We start from the raw sequence: 14999 nt of genomic DNA, 5'->3' as shown, positions 1-14999 counted from the left end.
CCACCAGGACACCAGCACGCTCGCGAGCCAGTGGCCGCCCAGCGGCCCCTGGAGCCGGTCGCCGGCGACCCACCCGCGGCGAGCAACTTACCTCCGGCCCAGTCGCGCCGCCCCGGAGGCCGATTGTCGCCGGCGGCCGGTCGGCGGGTTGGATGGGCCGGGACCCGCCGGGACAGCCCCGGCGCCGACCCCGAGGAGACCCCCGTGGCAGAGCTCACCCGCCCCGACGTCGAGCCGCCGACCGGCCCGGCCCCCGACGACCTCGTCATCGAGGACCTGGTGGTCGGCGACGGCCCCGAGGCCACCGCCGGCAGCCTCGTCAGCGCCCACTACGTCGGCGTCACCCACGACGGTGGCGAGCAGTTCGACGCCTCCTGGGACCGCGGCGACCCGCTGGAGTTCCGGATCGGCGTGGGCATGGTCATCCAGGGCTGGGACGAGGGCATCGTCGGCATGAAGGTCGGTGGCCGTCGCCGGCTGACCATCCCGCCGCACAAGGCCTACGGCGAGCGCGGCGCCGGTGGCGTCATCAAGCCCGGCGCCACCCTCGTCTTCGTGGTGGACCTCGTCGGCGTCCGCTGAGGGAGGACCCCGTTGCCCCCACCGCTCGCAGGCTCGCGGCGGGCCCCGGCAACGGGGCCGCCGGGGTGGGGGCAGCGGGGTCCTGCATCACAGTGCGAGCTGGGTGTAGAACTCGCGCGGGTCGGCGGCCAGGGAGGCCTTGACGCCGCGGCTCCAGTCGTCGACCAGCACCTCCCAGGCGCCGGCCTGGACGCCGTCGAGCGCGGTGCGGACGACGTCGGCCGGAGCGCTCATCGGGCCGGTGTAGCCGGCCATCATGTCGGTGTCGGCCGCCCCCAGCACGACCCCGGTCACCTGGGTGCCCTGGCCGGTGAGCTCGATCCGGACGCCGTTGGTCAGGCTCCACGCCGCCGCCTTGGCCGCGGCGTAGGCGTTCGCGCCGTCGGTGGAGAACCAGGACAGCGCCGAGAGCACGTTGACGATCCCGCCGCCGCCGTTGCGGGCCAGCACCGGCGCGAACGCCCGGATGACGCCCAGCGTGCCGTAGAAGTGGGTGTCCATCTCCCGGCGGACGTCGGTCAGGTCGCCGGTGACCAGGTTCGCGCGGGTGGTGATGCCGGCGTTGTTCACCAGCAGGGTCACGTCGCCGGCGGCCGCGGCTGCCGCCGCGACCGACGCCGGGTCGGTGACGTCGACCCGCAGCACCTCGACGCCGGGGACGTCGACCAGCTCGGGACGGCGGGAGGTGGCGTAGACCTTGGCGGCGCCGCGCTCGACGAGCTGCTGGGCGAACTGACGGCCGAGGCCGCGGTTCGCGCCGGTGACGAGGGCGACGGATCCGGTGATGTCCATGGTGGTTCTCCTTGCGCTCGGGGTGGGTCGTCCGGGACGCTAAGACCTCACGCTGACGTCAGGGTCAAGGTGAGCCCGATCACCCGAGGAGGTCCGGTGCTGCGCATCGGAGAGGTCGCCGACCGCGCCGGCGTGAGCGTGCGTGCGCTGCGCTACTACGAGGAGCAGGGCCTGCTGGAGGCCGAGCGCACCCCGAGCGGGCAGCGCCGGTACCCGGAGAGCGCCGTGGGCCGGGTCCGGTTCATCCAGCAGATGTACGCCGCGGGGCTGGGCAGCGCCGACGTCCTGGAGGTGCTGCCGTGCGTGCACACCGGCGTCGCCACCCCGGCCATGCTCGCCCGGCTGGCCGAGCAGCGCGACGGCATCGACCGGCAGATCGCCGAGCTGACCCAGGCCCGCGAGCGGCTGGCCGAGATCATCCGCATCGGCGAGCGGCACGTGCCTGCGGACGCCGCGTCCTGAGCCGCCCGATGAGTTCGGGCCGCCCAGCAGGTCTTCCCGGCATGACCACCACGGACACCCCTGCCCAGCCGCTCGACGCCGTCTTCAGCTGTGTCATCGAGAAGGACGGCGCCTTCCCCACCTACCTGGAGCTGCCCGGCTCGGCCGAGGTGCTCGGCACCCGGCGGGCGGTCAAGGTCGCCGGCACGCTGGACGGCCACCCGTTCGCCGCGACCCTGATGCCCTCGGGGCAGGGCCCGCACTGGCTGCCGCTGAAGAAGGCGCTGTGCGCCGGGATCGGCAAGAGCGAGGCCGGGACGCCGGTGCTGGTGCACCTGGAGCAGCGCCTCAGCTGACCGGCGCGACGGCTTCTGCCTCGTCGTCTCCGACCCGCGCCCGGCGACGGCCGGGGCAGGCGCCAGCTCCTCCTGCCGGGTGACGCCTGGAATGACCGGCGCGACCCGCGGGTTGCGCCGGTCATGCAGGTCGAGGTGTGGTCCGACGTCGTGTGCCCGTGGTGCTACATCGGCAAGCGCAAGCTGGAGACGGCGCTCTCCCGCTTCCCGCACGCCGACCAGGTCGAGGTGGTCTGGCGGTCCTTCCAGCTGGACCCCAGCGTGCCCGAGGGGCACACCGAGCCGACCCTGCCCGCGCTGGCCGCCAAGTACGGCAGCACCGTCGAGCAGATGGCCGCCCAGATGCAGCGGGTCGAGGAGATCGCCGCCGGTGAGGGCCTGGAGTACCACCTGGCCGACGGGGTCAGCGGCAACACCCTGCTCGCCCACCAGCTGATCCACCTGGCCGCCGAGCACGAGCTGCGCAGCGAGATGAAGGAGCGGCTGCTGCGCGCGTACTTCACCGAACAACGGTCGGTGTTCGACGTCGACGCCCTCGTGCCGCTGGCCGTGGAGGTCGGGCTGGACGAGGCAGAGGTGCGCGCCGCACTGGCCGACCGCCGTTTCCTGCCCGCCGTCCGGGAGGACATCGAGACCGCCCGGGCCCTCGGTGCGACCGGCGTCCCGTTCTTCGTCGTCGACCGCACCTACGGCGCTGCCGGCGCGCAGCCGGCCGAGCAGCTGCTGCAGCTGCTCGAGCGGGCCTGGGCCGATGCCCACCCGCTCACCACCGTCCCCGCCGCCGAGGGCTGCGCGGACGGCACCTGCTCGATCTGAGGAAGGGCCCCCTTGCCCCCCCGCCCCTCGCAACCTCGAGACGGGGCCCGGCGAGGGGGCCGGGTCAGCGCAGGAGGCGGGGGGCGCGCTCCAGGGCCTTGCGGGCGTCGGTGGCGAGTCGGCGGACGACGTCGGTGGCCGACTCCTCGCTGGTGACCAGCCCGACGGACTCCCCGGCGTAGACCGGAGCGTTGTCCAGGTCGCCCTCGGCGCGGGCCCGGCGCACCAGGTCGGCGGCCGCGGTGTCGCCGCGCAGCTCGTCCTCCCGGCCGTGCCAGGTTCGGGTGAAGTCGTTGACCAGGGCCCGGCCCGGCCAGCGGTCCGGCCACGGCAGCCCCTGGGCGACGTCGAACGCGCTGGTCAGCACCGTGTCATCGCCGCCGGCGGCCCGCACCCGCTCGCGGGCGGCAGCCGAGTTCGCCGCCTCCGTGCACGCCAGGAACGGGGTGCCGATCCAGGCGCCCGCCGCACCGGCCACCAGGACGGCGGCCAGCCCGGCCCCGGTGGCCACCCCGCCGGCCGCGAGCACCGGCCGGTCGGTCGCGGCCAGCACCTCCTGCAGCAGCGGCAGGGTGGCCCGCTGCCCGGTGTGCCCGCCGGCCTCGGTGCCCTGGGCGACGATCACGTCCGCGCCGGCGTCGAGCGCGCGGTCCAGGTCGGCAAGCGAGTTCACCGCGGTGGCGACCGCGACGCCGGCGTCGTGCAGCGGCCCGATGAACGGCTCCGGGTCGCCGAAGGAGACCGAGACCAGCACCGGTTCGGTCGCGATCGCCGCGGCCAGCAGCTCCGGGCGCCGCTCCAGCGCCCAGGCCATCAGCCCGACGCCGTGCGAGACGTCGGCCTCCGCGGGCAGCCGGGCCTGCTCGGCCAGCCACTCCACCGGGGTCTCCGAGCCGACCCCGATCATCCCCAGGCCACCGCCCAGGGAGATCGCGCGGGCCAGCGCGCCACCGGCGACGCCGGCCATCGGCGCCCCGAACAGCGGTACGTCGAGGTCGAACCAGCGGGTCAGCGGGGTCTTGATCACCGGCCCATCGTCGTCCCCGGTGCCGGTGGGCGCAGCACTACGGTCGCGGGGTGACCCAGCGGTTCCGCGTCGTCCCGGCGGCCTACGTGCTCTTCCTCCGTGACGACGAGCTGCTGCTGCAGCTGCGCCGGGGCACCGGCTTCATGGACGAGCACTGGGCCGCCGCGGCCGCCGGCCACGTCGAGGCCGGCGAGTCGGTGCTCGCCGCCGCCGTCCGGGAGGCCCGCGAGGAGCTGGACGTGCTGGTCGACCCGGCCCACCTCGAGCCCCTGGGCGTGCTGCACCGCACCGCCGCCCCGCACGGCCCGGTGGACGAGCGGGTGGACTTCTTCTTCGCCTGCCGCCGCTGGACAGGCACTCCGCGCCGGGCCGAGGAGCACCGGGCCGCCGAGCTGCGCTGGTTCCCGCTGGACGCCCTGCCGGAGCCGGTGGTGCCGCACGAACGGCAGGTGATCGAGCAGCTGCGCGCCGGGCGGGTCACCCCGATCGGCACGCACGGCTTCTGAGCCGGTCAGCGGCGGGTGACGTCGGCGGTGAACGCCCGCAGCCGCTGACGCAGCCCCGCGGCCTGCTCCTCGACGGCGAGGGACTGCAGCTCCTCGTCCAGGTGCTGGGCCGAGGGCGGGACGACGCGCACCCGGCTGGCGCAGTCGAGGTCGGCGCAGACGTAGGTGCCCACGGTGTTGCCGTTGCGCCCGGCCTCGCCGACCCGGCGGGCGGTGAACAGCGAGATCGCGTCGGCCGACTGCACCGCGTGGCAGAGCAGGCACATCGCCGAGCGGCGGCTGGACATCGTCGTGTCCGCGGCCCGCAGTGCGATGCCCACCGGCTCCCCGTCCTGCTCGTGCACGAGGTACCCGCGCAGCTCGGCCTTGGGGTCGCGCCAGCCGAGCACGTCCAGCGACGCCCAGTCCAGCTCGGCGAAGTCGCGGGGCAGTGCGAGCGCGGCGGCCTCGCTTCGGGAGCAGTTGACCAGCGAGCGACGGATCGCCGCCTCGGTCAGGGCGTGCACGGTCGACCTCCAGGGGGCGTCGGGGCGGGGCGGCCGCAGAGGTTACGTACCGCGCCCGCCCCGGCGCACCTGGATTCCGACCCCGCACCACCGGCACGGTGGTGCGGGAGGGGGTCAGCTGGTGGCGGGGCCGCCCTGCTCGGTGCCGGCCAGCTTGCGCAGCAGGTCGTGGGCCCGCTGGGCGCGCTGGGAGTCCTGCTCCATCACCTCGCGGAAGAACGAGGCGACGTCGTCCAGGCCTGCGTTCTCGGCGTCCCGGACGTACTGGCCGTAGTCGTGCCCGGCCTTGAGCGAGTGGTACTGCACGGAGATCAGGTCGAACGTGACGTCGGCGAAGCCGGTCTCACCGGTGGCCATGGGTCCTCCTCGGGGAGTGTGTTCTCGGCCGTTGCTGGGCCTGCCGTCCCGCGCTACCCGACTCCCCGGAGCGCGACACACGCAGGTGCCGGACCGGTCCGTCTCAGGTCTGGTCGCTGGTCGGGGCCTCGCCGACCGCGCCGGCGAACCCGCCGGTGACGTCACCGCCGCCGGCCTCGTCGGCCTCGGTGCGCGAGGTGGCGAGCTCGTCGTCGCCGGTGGCGACGTCGTCGTCCGCGGTGGAGGCGAGGTCCTCGCCCTGGCCCAGGGCGCCGGGGTCGGCCTGGGTGGTGCGCGGGTCGTTGAGCGGGTCGGGGGTGTCCGGATCGGTGGCGGTCATGACGGTCGCTTGCCCGCCCTGGCGCCGTCCGAACCGTTGTGCGTAACTGGACGTTTACGTAAGGATCCTGTTACACATCAGGCGTGGAGGCACTCGCGGCCCTGGCCGACCCGACCCGGCGGCAGATCGTCGCCCTGCTCGCCGACGGCGAGCAGGGCGCCGGTGAGCTGGCCGGCCAGTTCCCGGTGACCCGGCCGGCGATCAGCCGGCACCTCCGGGTGCTCCGGGAGGCCGGGCTGGTGCGGGTCCGCGCCGAGGGGCAGCGCCGGGTGTACGCGCTGGACCCCCGGCCGCTGTCGGAGCTGGACGCCTGGCTGGCGCCCTACCGGCGGCTCTGGGCGCAACGCCTCGACGCGCTGGACACCGAGATCGCCCGCGGACGGCGGGCCCGAGCACCGGAGAACGGTCGATGACGACGCAGGACGAGCGGCTGGGGCAGGTCAGCGAGGGGCCCGAGGGCGTGCGGCTGCAGTTCCGCCGCAGCTGGCCCGACCCGATCGAGGACGTCTGGGCGGCGCTCACCGAGCCCGACCGGATGGCCCGCTGGATCGGCACCTACGAGGGCGAGCGGCGAGCCGGCGGCAGCGGCACCTTCACGATGACCCACGAGGAGACGCCGGTCGGTGAGCCGATGCGGATCGTGGAGTGCGCCGCGCCCCACCGGCTGGTCGTCGACTGGGACACCGAGGAGGGGTGGCGGGTGCAGCTGGACCTCAGCCGTGAGGGCGAGGAGACGGTGTTGCTGTTCACCCAGGTCTTCGCCGCCGGCACCGAGGTCACCGACTACGTGCTCGGCTGGCACTGGTACCTGGACAAGTTCGCCGCCGAGGTCTCCGGCGGCCCCCAGCCGGGCAGCTGGGACGACTTCCTCGTCACCACCGGGCCTGCCTACGGTCGCTGACCGGCCAGCCACCGGTCCCGGGTGATCGCGTACTCCACCTCGCCGTGCTCGGCGCCGGGGACGGGCTCGTCGAACTCGGCCCGGAAGTCGCGCACATGGGCCATTCCGACCGCGGCCATCGTCGCCCGTGAGCCGGCGTTGACGGCCATGGTCTGCGCGATCACCCGGGTCAGTCCCAGGTCACCGAACGCGTGCCGGAGCAGCTCCCGAGCCCCTTCGCTGGCCAGCCCCTGACGCCACCACCGCATCGACAGCCGGTAGCCCAGCTCCGCCTGCCGGTCGTCACCCGGCACCACGTCCAGCAGCCACCACCCGACGAACTCGCCCGCCGCGGTCCCGGCCCAGAAGCCGAGCCCGGAGGCCTCGGTGGCGAGCGCCAGCCGGCGGCGGTGGAACTCCTCGACCTGCTCCCGGGTCCGCGGACGTGGCTCCAGGTACCGCATCACCTCGGGGTGGCCGTCCAGCTCGACCTCGGACTCCAGGTGCTCGTCGGCCAACGGGACCAGCTGGAGTCGCTCGGTGCGGAGAACGGGCTGCGGCATGGGCCTCATCTCAACGGACAGGCCGGCCCGCGGTCCACCACGACCGACCGCGGGCTCGCGCCACCCTCAGCCGGTGGCCGCGAGGGTGGGCCGCCGTCAGGCCTGGGCGGTGGGCTGCTCGACCTGGACCGGGTCCGGGCCGGTCCACGGGCCCAGTCGGCCGAGCAGCCGGTCACGGGAGGCCAGGCGCGGGCCGGCCTGCACCGGGTAGGTCTCGTAGGAGCCGGTCAGCGCCCGGGCGGCGTGCAGGGCGAAGTTCGGGTCGTCCTGCGCCTCGCGGGCCACGGCGACCAGGTCGGCCTGCCCGCCGGCGACGACCGCCTCCGCCTGCTGCGGGTCGACCAGCAGCCCGACCGCCATCGTCGGGATGTCGGCCTGCTCGCGGATCGCCGCGGCGAACGGCACCTGGTAGCCGTAGCCGATCGGGTGCTCCCAGCCCGGCCCGATGCCGCCGCCGGAGACGTCGATCGCGTCCACGCCCAGCGCCTTGAGCTCGCGGGCGAAGGCGATGGTGTCCTCCAGGGTGACCCCGTCGCGGGTGGCGTCGACGGCGGAGACCCGCACCATCAGCGGCAGGTCGGTCGGCCACACCTCGCGGACGGCGGCGACCACCTCCAGCGGGAACCGCATCCGGTTCTCCCGGGAGCCGCCGTAGGCGTCGGTGCGGGTGTTGGTCAGCGGGGAGAGGAACTGGTTGAGCAGGTAGCCGTGGGCGGCGTGCACCTCGACGACCTGGTAGCCGGCGGCCAGCGAGCGGCGGGCCGCGGCGACGAAGGCCTCGCGCACGCCGTCCAGCTCCTCGAGCGACAGCGGGTGCGGGGCCGACCAGCCCTCGCCCATCGGCACGCCGCTGGGGGAGACCGGCGTCCACGGCACGTCGCCGGGGCGGGCGTTCTCGGGAGTGACCTGACCACTGCCGTCCCAGGGGCGCAGGGTGCTGGCCTTGCCGCCGGCGTGGGCGAGCTGGATCGCCGGGACGCTGCCGTGCTCGCGGAGGAAGGCGGCGACCCGGGCCAGGCCGGGCACCTGCCCGTCGTCCCACAGGCCGACGTCGCCGGGGCTGATCCGCCCGTCGGCGGTGACGCCGGTGGCCTCCACCATCACCAGGCCGAAGCCGCCGAGGGCGAATCGGCCCAGGTGCACCAGGTGGTAGTCGCCCACGACGCCGTCCGTCACGTTGTACTGGCACATCGGGGCGACGGCGAGGCGGTTGGGGAGGGTGACCCCGCGCAGGGTCAGGGGCTGCAGCAGGTGAGGTCCGGTCACGGTGCCACCCAACCAGGCGGCCGCCGTCCGGCATCCCAGGGGCGACCCACGTCACACTGCAGGTAGACGTCCTATACGAGTAGTCTCACCTGATTCCCCGGCCCCGACGCTGCGGCCGGGGGACCGCCCGTGAGCAAGCGTCGGCGCCCGCGCCGGTGCGCCCCGAAGGAGGAGACGCCGTGACTTCCGTGGCCACCCCCGGTCTCGAGAACGCCCCCACCACGCACGCCCACCTCCTCGCCTGGGTGCGGGAGATGGCCGAGCTGGCCATGCCTGACCAGGTGGTCTGGGTCGACGGCAGCGACGCCGAGTGGGAGAGCCTGACCACGAAGCTGGTCGAGGCCGGCACCTTCACCCGGCTGGAGAAGAAGCCCAACTCGTTCCACTGCGCCTCCGACCCCAGTGACGTCGCCCGGGTCGAGGACCGCACCTTCATCTGCTCGGTCGACGAGGCCGACGCCGGCCCGACCAACAACTGGATGGACCCGGGCGAGATGAAGGCGGTGATGACCGAGCTGTACCGCGGGTGCATGCGCGGCCGCACCATGTACGTCATCCCGTTCTGCATGGGCCCGGTCGAGGCCGAGAACCCGATGTTCGGCGTCGAGCTGACCGACTCCGAGTACGTCGTGGTCTCCATGCGGGTGATGGCCCGCATCGGCTCCCGGGTGCTCGAGGCGATGGGCACCGACCGCCCGTTCGTGCCGGCCATGCACTCCCTCGGCGCCCCGCTGGAGCCCGGCCAGACCGACGTCCCGTGGCCGTGCAGCGACACCAAGTACATCGTGCACTTCCCCGAGGAGCGGGCCATCTGGTCCTACGGCTCGGGGTACGGCGGCAACGCGCTGCTGGGGAAGAAGTGCTACTCGCTGCGGATCGCCTCGGTGATGGCCCGCGACGACGGCTGGCTCGCCGAGCACATGCTGATCCTCAAGCTGACCAGCCCGGCGCAGAAGACCTACTACGTCGCCGCCGCCTTCCCCTCGGCCTGCGGGAAGACCAACCTGGCCATGCTCGAGCCGACCATCCCCGGGTGGAAGGTCGAGACCCTGGGCGATGACATCGCCTGGATGCGCTTCGGCGAGGACGGCCGGCTCTACGCCCTCAACCCCGAGTACGGCCTGTTCGGCGTCGCCCCGGGCACCGGCTGGGACACCAACCCGAACGCGATGCGCACCATCGACCAGGGCAATTCGGTGTTCACCAACGTCGCGCTGACCGACGACGGCGACGTCTGGTGGGAGGGGATGACCGACGACGCCCCCGCCCACCTCACCGACTGGAAGGGCCGGGACTGGACGCCGGAGTCCGACGAGCCCTCCAGCCACCCGAACAGCCGGTTCTGCACGCCGATCACCCAGTGCCCGATCCTGGCGCCGGAGTACGAGGACCCGCAGGGCGTGCCGATCTCGGCGATCCTGTTCGGTGGCCGCCGCAAGACCACGATCCCGCTGGTCAGCGAGGCGCGGGACTGGAACCACGGCGTGTTCATGGGCGCGACGCTCTCCTCGGAGACGACCGCTGCGGCCACCGGCGCCGTCGGCGTCGTCCGCCGCGACCCCTTCGCCATGCTGCCGTTCATCGGCTACAACGCCGGTGACTACTTCCAGCACTGGGTCGACACCGGCAAGCAGCACGACGCCAGCAAGCTGCCGCGCATCTTCTACGTGAACTGGTTCCGCCGGGACGCCGACGGCGGCTTCCTGTGGCCGGGCTTCGGGGAGAACAGCCGGGTGCTCAAGTGGGTCGTCGAGCGGCTGGAGGGCACCGCGGCCGCCGAGGAGACCCCGGTCGGTCACGTGCCGACGCCGGACTCGCTGGACGTCTCGGGGCTCGGCATGACCCGCGAGCAGGTCGAGCAGGCCCTGCGCGTGGACAAGGACGAGTGGCAGGCCGAGGTCCCGCAGATCACCGAGTGGTTCGAGAAGTTCGGCGACAAGCTGCCCAGCACCATGTGGGACGAGCTGGAGATCCTCAAGAGCCGCCTGGCCTAGCTCCTGGCCGGCCCAGCCCCTGGACCGGGTCGGACGGCGTGGCAGCGTCGCCACGCCGATCTGGCCCTCGGACGAGGCCCCGTTCCCCGACAGCGTGGTCGGGGGCGGGGCCTCGTCGCCGTCGGAGACGACATCGTCCGCGTCGTCCCGCGGGTGGGCGTCCGGTCGGTTAGCGTGACGGCGGCCCGCCCGTCCCGAGGCATCCCCCACACCCCGGAGCCAGTTCGCTCGTGCCCAACCCGTACCTGCACGTGCTGCGGACCCCGCACGCCCTGCCGATGGTGCTGGCGGCGTTCATCGGGCGGCTGCCGCTGTCGATGATCGGGCTGGGCAGCGTGCTGCTGGTCCAGTCCGAGACCGGCTCCTACGGGCTGGGCGGTGCGGTCGCCGCGGTCGGGGCCGTGGCCACGGCGATCTCCGGGCCGTTCATCGGGCGGCTCGCCGACACCCACGCCCAGCGCCGGGTGCTGCTCGGGGTGCTGGCTATCTTCGTCGTCTCCGGCGTCGGCTTCCTGTTCTCCGTGCGCGCCGACTGGCCGCTGTGGAGCGTCTTCCTCACCGCGGCCCTGGCCGGGGCGAGCATCCCGCCGGTCTCCTCGATGATCCGGGTGCGCTGGACGCACCTGCTGCGCGGTACGCCCCGGCTGCCCACCGCGCTGGCGATGGAGTCGGTGGTCGACGAGTTCGTCTTCATCGTCGGGCCGGTGCTGGTCACCTTCCTGTCCACCACCGGGCACACCACCTCCGGCGTGGTCACCGCCTTCACCCTGGCCGCGGTCGGCAGCCTGCTGTTCGCCGCGCAGGGCCACACCGAGCCGCCCCCGGCCGAGCACGAGCACCGCCGCGGGGCCTCGGCCATGCGGGTGCAGGGCCTGCGGGTGCTGTTCGTGGTCGGGGCCGCCGTCGGGGCGATCCTCGGCAGTCTGGAGATCGGGCTGGTCGCCTTCGCCGACGAGGTGGGCGCCCGCTCGCTGTCCGGGCTGCTGATCGCCGGGCTGGCCGCCGGGTCGATGCTGGCCGGCATCGGCTGGGGCACGGTGCACTGGAAGGTGCCGCTGCGCCACCGGCTGGTCGCGGCCCTGGCGGTGCTGACCGTGCTGACCGTGCCGCTGGCGCTGATCTCCAGCTACTGGGTGATGCTGCCGGTGGTGGTGCTCGCCGGCATCGCCGTCTCGCCCTCGCTGATCAGCGCGTTCACGCTGGCGGAGGTGCTGGTGCCGCGGTCGGCCGTGACCGAGGCGTTCACCTGGATCGGCACCGCCCTCGCCCTGGGCGTGGCGGTCGGTGCCTCGGCGGCCGGGAAGATCGTCGACTCGGTGGGCGCCAACGCCAGCTTCCTGGTCGCCACCGTCGCCGCCGGGCTGGCCGCGATCGCGGTGGCGTTCGGGCAGCGCTGCCTGCACGTCCCCGCCGAGCACGCCGCCACCGCGGCGCTGGCCCGCTGATGGCCGGGTACGCGATCCCCGGTGCGCTCGTCCGGGAGCACGAGGTGCCGGTGCCGCTGCACTGGGGCGACCCGGACGCCGGCACGATCACCGTCTTCGCCCGCGAGCTGGTCGCCCCCGACCGCCGGGACGACGACCTCCCGCTGCTGCTCTTCCTGCAGGGCGGGCCGGGCGGCAAGGCGCCCCGGCCCACCACCGGCGGCTGGCTCGACCGGGCGCTGCGCGACTTCCGGGTGGTGCTGCTCGACCAGCGGGGCACCGGCCGCAGCTCCCGGGTCACCGGGCGCCGGATCAGCGCCTTCCCCGACCCGGCGGATGCGGCGCGCCACCTGCTGGCCTTCCGGGCCGACTCGATCGTCCGGGACGCCGAGGAGCTGCGCCGCACCGTCTACGGCGGTCGGCGGTGGACGACGCTGGGGCAGAGCTACGGCGGCTTCCTGACGCTGAGCTACCTGTCCACCGCCCCCGAGGCGCTGGACCGCTGCCTGGTCACCGGCGGGCTGGCCGGCCTCACCGCCGGCCCCCGGGAGGTCTACCGGCGCACCTGGCCGCGGGTGGCGGCGAAGAACCGGCAGTTCTCCGCCCGGTACCCCGCCGACGCGGGCCGGCTGGCGGCGGTCGCCGACCGGCTGGACGCCGCCCCGGTGCACCTGCCCGACGGCGACCGGCTCACCGTGCGGCGGCTGCAGACCCTCGGCCACGCGCTGGGCACCCTGTCCGGAGCCGAGGAGCTGCACTGGCTGCTCGACGAGGCGTTCGACACCGACAGCGAGCTCTCCGACGGGTTCTTGGACGCCGTCGCGCAGCGCACCTCCTACTGGGACAACCCGCTGTACATGACGCTGCAGGAGGTCATCTACGCCAGCGGCCCCGGGGCGACGGGGTGGGCGGCGGAGGCCGAGCGCGGGCCGGAGTTCGACGCGGACCGGCGTCCGCTGCTGTTCACCGGCGAGATGGTCTTCCCCTGGATGTTCGACGAGGTCGCGTCGCTGCGGCCCTTCGGCCCGGCGGCGCACGCGCTGGCCGAGGTGCCGGAGTTCCCGCCGCTCTACGACCCGGCGCGGCTGGCGGACAACGACGTCCCGGTCGACGCGGCCGTCTACGCCGACGACATGTACGTCGACGCCGGGCTGTCGCTGGAGACCGCGGCCCGGGTGGGCAACGTGCGCACCTGGGTGACCAACGAGTTCGAGCACGACGGCCTGCGCACCGGGGACGTGCTCGACCGGCTGCTGGCCTGGCGCGCCGACCACCCGTGATGCTGCCCTCGTGACGGGCCCCCGGCCTGCCGCCGGCGGGGGCCGGGTGCTCGGCGTCGCGCCCGAACGGCTGGACCGCTGGCTCGACGGCGTCGCGCAGCGGCACGGCGCCTTCACCGACGTGCGGGCCGACGACGCCGGCGTGCTCACGGTGACCTGCCAGGACAGCACCACCGTCGTGCTGACCGCCCCCTACGGCTGGACGCCGGATCCGGCGCCGCTGACCGCGTTCACCGCGGCGGCCCGGGTGCCCCGGCGGACCGCCGTCCTGCTGGTGCGGCGTGGCCGCTGGGCGGTGGGGGTGTTCGACGGCCCGGAGCTGGTGGTCTCCAAGGTCGACGCCCGGCAGGTGCAGGGGCGCACCGCGGCCGGCGGCTGGTCGCAGCAGCGGTTCGCCCGGCGGCGGGGCCACCAGACCGACGCCGTCGTCAGCCACGCCGCGGACACCGCTGCCCGGGTGCTGCTGCCGCACGCCGGCGAGGTGCTCGCACTGGCCACCGGCGGGGACAAGGGCCTGGCCGCCGAGGTGCTCACCGACCCCCGGCTGCGCCCGCTCGCCGAGCTGCCACGGCTGGGCCCGCTGGACGTCGGCGAGCCCACCAAGGCCGTGCTGCTGACCACCCCGGCCCAGTTCCGCGCCGTCCGGGTGCACATCGTGGAGCCCACCGACCGCTGACCGGGTCACCGCACCCGCTGGTCCACCGCCCCACTGTCCAGGCCCGGGAGCCGCCACGGGTCGCCCGTCACCCCACCTTCCCCCCGGGCCGTGCGGGCGCGTCGTCCGGGGTAGGGGAGTGCGGTGTCTCCTTCCTCGCGCGCGGCGGACGGCCGCCTCGACAGCCGCCCCACCCAGCAGCCGACCGGGACGGCGCCCGGTCCCGGGGTCTCCCGGCTGGACCTGGGACCGGAGGCGGAGGTGCTGCTCGGCGTCCCGCCGGGCGAGCCGGTGCCCCGGCCGCTGCTGGTCTTCTTCCACGGCGCGGGCGGGACGGCGGAGCAGTCGCTGGCCGCCGTCGGCGCGTTCGCCGCCGCCCGCGGGGTGCTGGTCCTGGCGCCCACCGCGGCGGCCAGCACCTGGGACCTGATCGCCGGCGGCCTGGGGCGGGACGTCGCCGTCCTGGACGCCGCGCTGGCGCAGGTGTTCACCACCACGCCGGTCACCCGGGTGGCGCTGGCCGGCTTCTCCGACGGCGCGTCCTACGCGCTGTCCATCGGGGTGGCCAACGGCGAGCTGGCACCGGAGGTGCTGGCCTTCTCCCCGGGCTTCGTCTCCTCGCCCGGCCGGTACGGCCGGCCGCGGTTCTGGGTCAGCCACGGCACGCACGACCGGGTGCTGCCGGTCGACCGGTGCGGCCGGCGGGTCTCCGCCGAGCTGCTGGCCGACGGCTACGACGTCACCTACGGGGAGTTCGACGGTGGGCACGCGGTCACGCCGGAGCTGGTCACCGCCGGCCTGGACTGGTGGCTCGGCAGCCCGGCAGGCCGGGCCTGAGGGGGCGCCGAAAGGGCGAGGCCATCGCAGTCGACGAGTTGGTCAGGCCGGAGGCTGCGGACTGGCGCCGAGCCGATGACACGGAACGGCTCGCTCCGGCATCGACTTCCATCCGAGACCTGTGGGTTCAGAAATCTTCGCTGGTCAGCGCGCCGATATCAGCACAGAGTAAGAAAGCAGCCACATTGTGTGCGCAGCCAGATTGGACGCAACGCGACCTTGCGCTGACTCACAGCTACTGCCAAGGTCTCGATCTGAGCGCCTCCGGCCGGGGCGATCGCACGTCGTTCGATCCGACTTCCTGCGTCTCCGGTGAGGTGTGCCGTGCTCGTTCCTGGTCCTCTGCTGTCTTCGTCCCCTGGCGGGGGGCGTGCTCG

19 protein-coding genes are annotated in these 14999 nt (G+C 74.4%); 12 read left to right on the top strand and 7 right to left on the bottom strand.

The features are described 5' to 3' along the window. The first annotated feature begins 204 nt into the window (after positions 1–204). Positions 205–582, top strand: coding sequence for an FKBP-type peptidyl-prolyl cis-trans isomerase (locus Q1A09_RS07310; protein WP_299953032.1), 378 nt, complete (start codon positions 205–207; stop codon positions 580–582). Positions 583–669: 87 nt separating this feature from the next. Here Q1A09_RS07310 and Q1A09_RS07305 read toward each other — a convergent pair whose 3' ends face one another. Continuing rightward, positions 670–1374: an SDR family oxidoreductase gene (locus Q1A09_RS07305; protein ID WP_299953031.1), complete on the bottom strand. Its 705-nt coding sequence runs from the start codon at positions 1372–1374 to the stop codon at positions 670–672. 96 nt (positions 1375–1470) lie between these two features. Here Q1A09_RS07305 and Q1A09_RS07300 point away from each other — a divergent pair, with 96 nt between their 5' ends. The 3 genes from Q1A09_RS07300 (at position 1471) to Q1A09_RS07290 (ending at position 2987) form a co-directional block, all read left to right on the top strand. Beyond that, positions 1471–1836, top strand: a complete 366-nt coding sequence (locus Q1A09_RS07300) for a MerR family transcriptional regulator (RefSeq protein WP_299953029.1) — start codon at positions 1471–1473, stop codon at positions 1834–1836. Positions 1837–1877: 41 nt separating this feature from the next. After that, the gene (locus Q1A09_RS07295) at positions 1878–2171 is read left to right on the top strand and encodes a DUF1905 domain-containing protein (RefSeq protein WP_299953028.1); all 294 of its coding nucleotides are present in this window, start codon (positions 1878–1880) and stop codon (positions 2169–2171) included. Between the two features lie 123 nt (positions 2172–2294). Beyond that, complete coding sequence (locus Q1A09_RS07290) at positions 2295–2987, top strand: DsbA family oxidoreductase (protein ID WP_299953026.1); 693 nt, start codon at positions 2295–2297, stop codon at positions 2985–2987. A 64-nt stretch (positions 2988–3051) separates the two neighbouring features. On the opposite strand, the gene Q1A09_RS07285 is transcribed toward Q1A09_RS07290, so the two are convergent. Beyond that, a complete protein-coding gene (locus tag Q1A09_RS07285; RefSeq protein ID WP_299953024.1) occupies positions 3052–4014 on the bottom strand; it encodes a nitronate monooxygenase family protein in 963 nt (320 codons plus the stop codon). Between the two features lie 50 nt (positions 4015–4064). On the opposite strand from Q1A09_RS07285, the gene Q1A09_RS07280 reads away from it, so the two are divergent. Beyond that, the gene (locus tag Q1A09_RS07280; protein WP_299953022.1) at positions 4065–4520 is read left to right on the top strand and encodes an NUDIX domain-containing protein; all 456 of its coding nucleotides are present in this window, start codon (positions 4065–4067) and stop codon (positions 4518–4520) included. 5 nt (positions 4521–4525) lie between these two features. On the opposite strand, the gene Q1A09_RS07275 is transcribed toward Q1A09_RS07280, so the two are convergent. The 3 genes from Q1A09_RS07275 to Q1A09_RS07265 all read right to left on the bottom strand — a co-directional run bounded on the left by Q1A09_RS07275 (position 4526) and on the right by Q1A09_RS07265 (position 5723). Continuing rightward, complete coding sequence (locus Q1A09_RS07275) at positions 4526–5026, bottom strand: FBP domain-containing protein (RefSeq protein ID WP_299953019.1); 501 nt, start codon at positions 5024–5026, stop codon at positions 4526–4528. 114 nt (positions 5027–5140) lie between these two features. Beyond that, complete coding sequence (locus tag Q1A09_RS07270) at positions 5141–5383, bottom strand: acyl carrier protein (protein WP_299953017.1); 243 nt, start codon at positions 5381–5383, stop codon at positions 5141–5143. Positions 5384–5486: 103 nt separating this feature from the next. Continuing rightward, entirely contained in the window at positions 5487–5723 is a 237-nt protein-coding gene (locus Q1A09_RS07265; RefSeq protein WP_299953016.1) for a hypothetical protein, read from the bottom strand. An 83-nt stretch (positions 5724–5806) separates the two neighbouring features. On the opposite strand from Q1A09_RS07265, the gene Q1A09_RS07260 reads away from it, so the two are divergent. After that, entirely contained in the window at positions 5807–6136 is a 330-nt protein-coding gene (locus tag Q1A09_RS07260) for a helix-turn-helix transcriptional regulator (protein WP_299953014.1), read from the top strand. After that, entirely contained in the window at positions 6133–6624 is a 492-nt protein-coding gene (locus Q1A09_RS07255) for an SRPBCC family protein (protein WP_299953011.1), read from the top strand. The genes Q1A09_RS07260 and Q1A09_RS07255 overlap by 4 nt, the downstream gene beginning before the upstream one ends. Here the strand turns inward: Q1A09_RS07255 and Q1A09_RS07250 are convergent. Both Q1A09_RS07250 and Q1A09_RS07245 read right to left on the bottom strand, forming a co-directional pair. Next, a complete protein-coding gene (locus Q1A09_RS07250) occupies positions 6612–7166 on the bottom strand; it encodes a GNAT family N-acetyltransferase (RefSeq protein ID WP_299953008.1) in 555 nt (184 codons plus the stop codon). The two genes, Q1A09_RS07255 and Q1A09_RS07250, sit on opposite strands and share 13 nt — an antisense overlap. A 96-nt stretch (positions 7167–7262) precedes the next feature. Beyond that, positions 7263–8432 (bottom strand): NADH:flavin oxidoreductase/NADH oxidase, encoded by a 1170-nt coding sequence (locus Q1A09_RS07245; RefSeq protein ID WP_299953005.1) that lies wholly within the window; start codon positions 8430–8432, stop codon positions 7263–7265. 179 nt (positions 8433–8611) lie between these two features. Between Q1A09_RS07245 and Q1A09_RS07240 the strand changes: the two genes are divergently transcribed. From Q1A09_RS07240 to Q1A09_RS07220, 5 genes are all read left to right on the top strand, one after another. Continuing rightward, positions 8612–10426, top strand: coding sequence for a phosphoenolpyruvate carboxykinase (GTP) (locus Q1A09_RS07240; protein ID WP_299953002.1), 1815 nt, complete (start codon positions 8612–8614; stop codon positions 10424–10426). 230 nt (positions 10427–10656) lie between these two features. After that, positions 10657–11871: an MFS transporter gene (locus tag Q1A09_RS07235; protein ID WP_299953000.1), complete on the top strand. Its 1215-nt coding sequence runs from the start codon at positions 10657–10659 to the stop codon at positions 11869–11871. Further along, positions 11871–13130, top strand: coding sequence for an alpha/beta fold hydrolase (locus Q1A09_RS07230; protein WP_299952999.1), 1260 nt, complete (start codon positions 11871–11873; stop codon positions 13128–13130). The genes Q1A09_RS07235 and Q1A09_RS07230 overlap by 1 nt, the downstream gene beginning before the upstream one ends. 10 nt (positions 13131–13140) lie before the next feature. Then, entirely contained in the window at positions 13141–13806 is a 666-nt protein-coding gene (locus Q1A09_RS07225) for an acVLRF1 family peptidyl-tRNA hydrolase (protein ID WP_299952996.1), read from the top strand. A 123-nt stretch (positions 13807–13929) separates the two neighbouring features. Then, on the top strand, positions 13930–14622 hold the full coding sequence (locus Q1A09_RS07220) for an alpha/beta hydrolase (protein ID WP_299952994.1): 693 nt from the start codon (positions 13930–13932) through the stop codon (positions 14620–14622). Positions 14623–14999 lie beyond the last annotated feature (377 nt).

Origin of the sequence: uncultured Modestobacter sp. (assembly GCF_947486615.1) — a bacterium.
Classification (GTDB): domain Bacteria; phylum Actinomycetota; class Actinomycetes; order Mycobacteriales; family Geodermatophilaceae; genus Modestobacter.
This window is presented reverse-complemented; position numbering and strand designations above follow the sequence as displayed.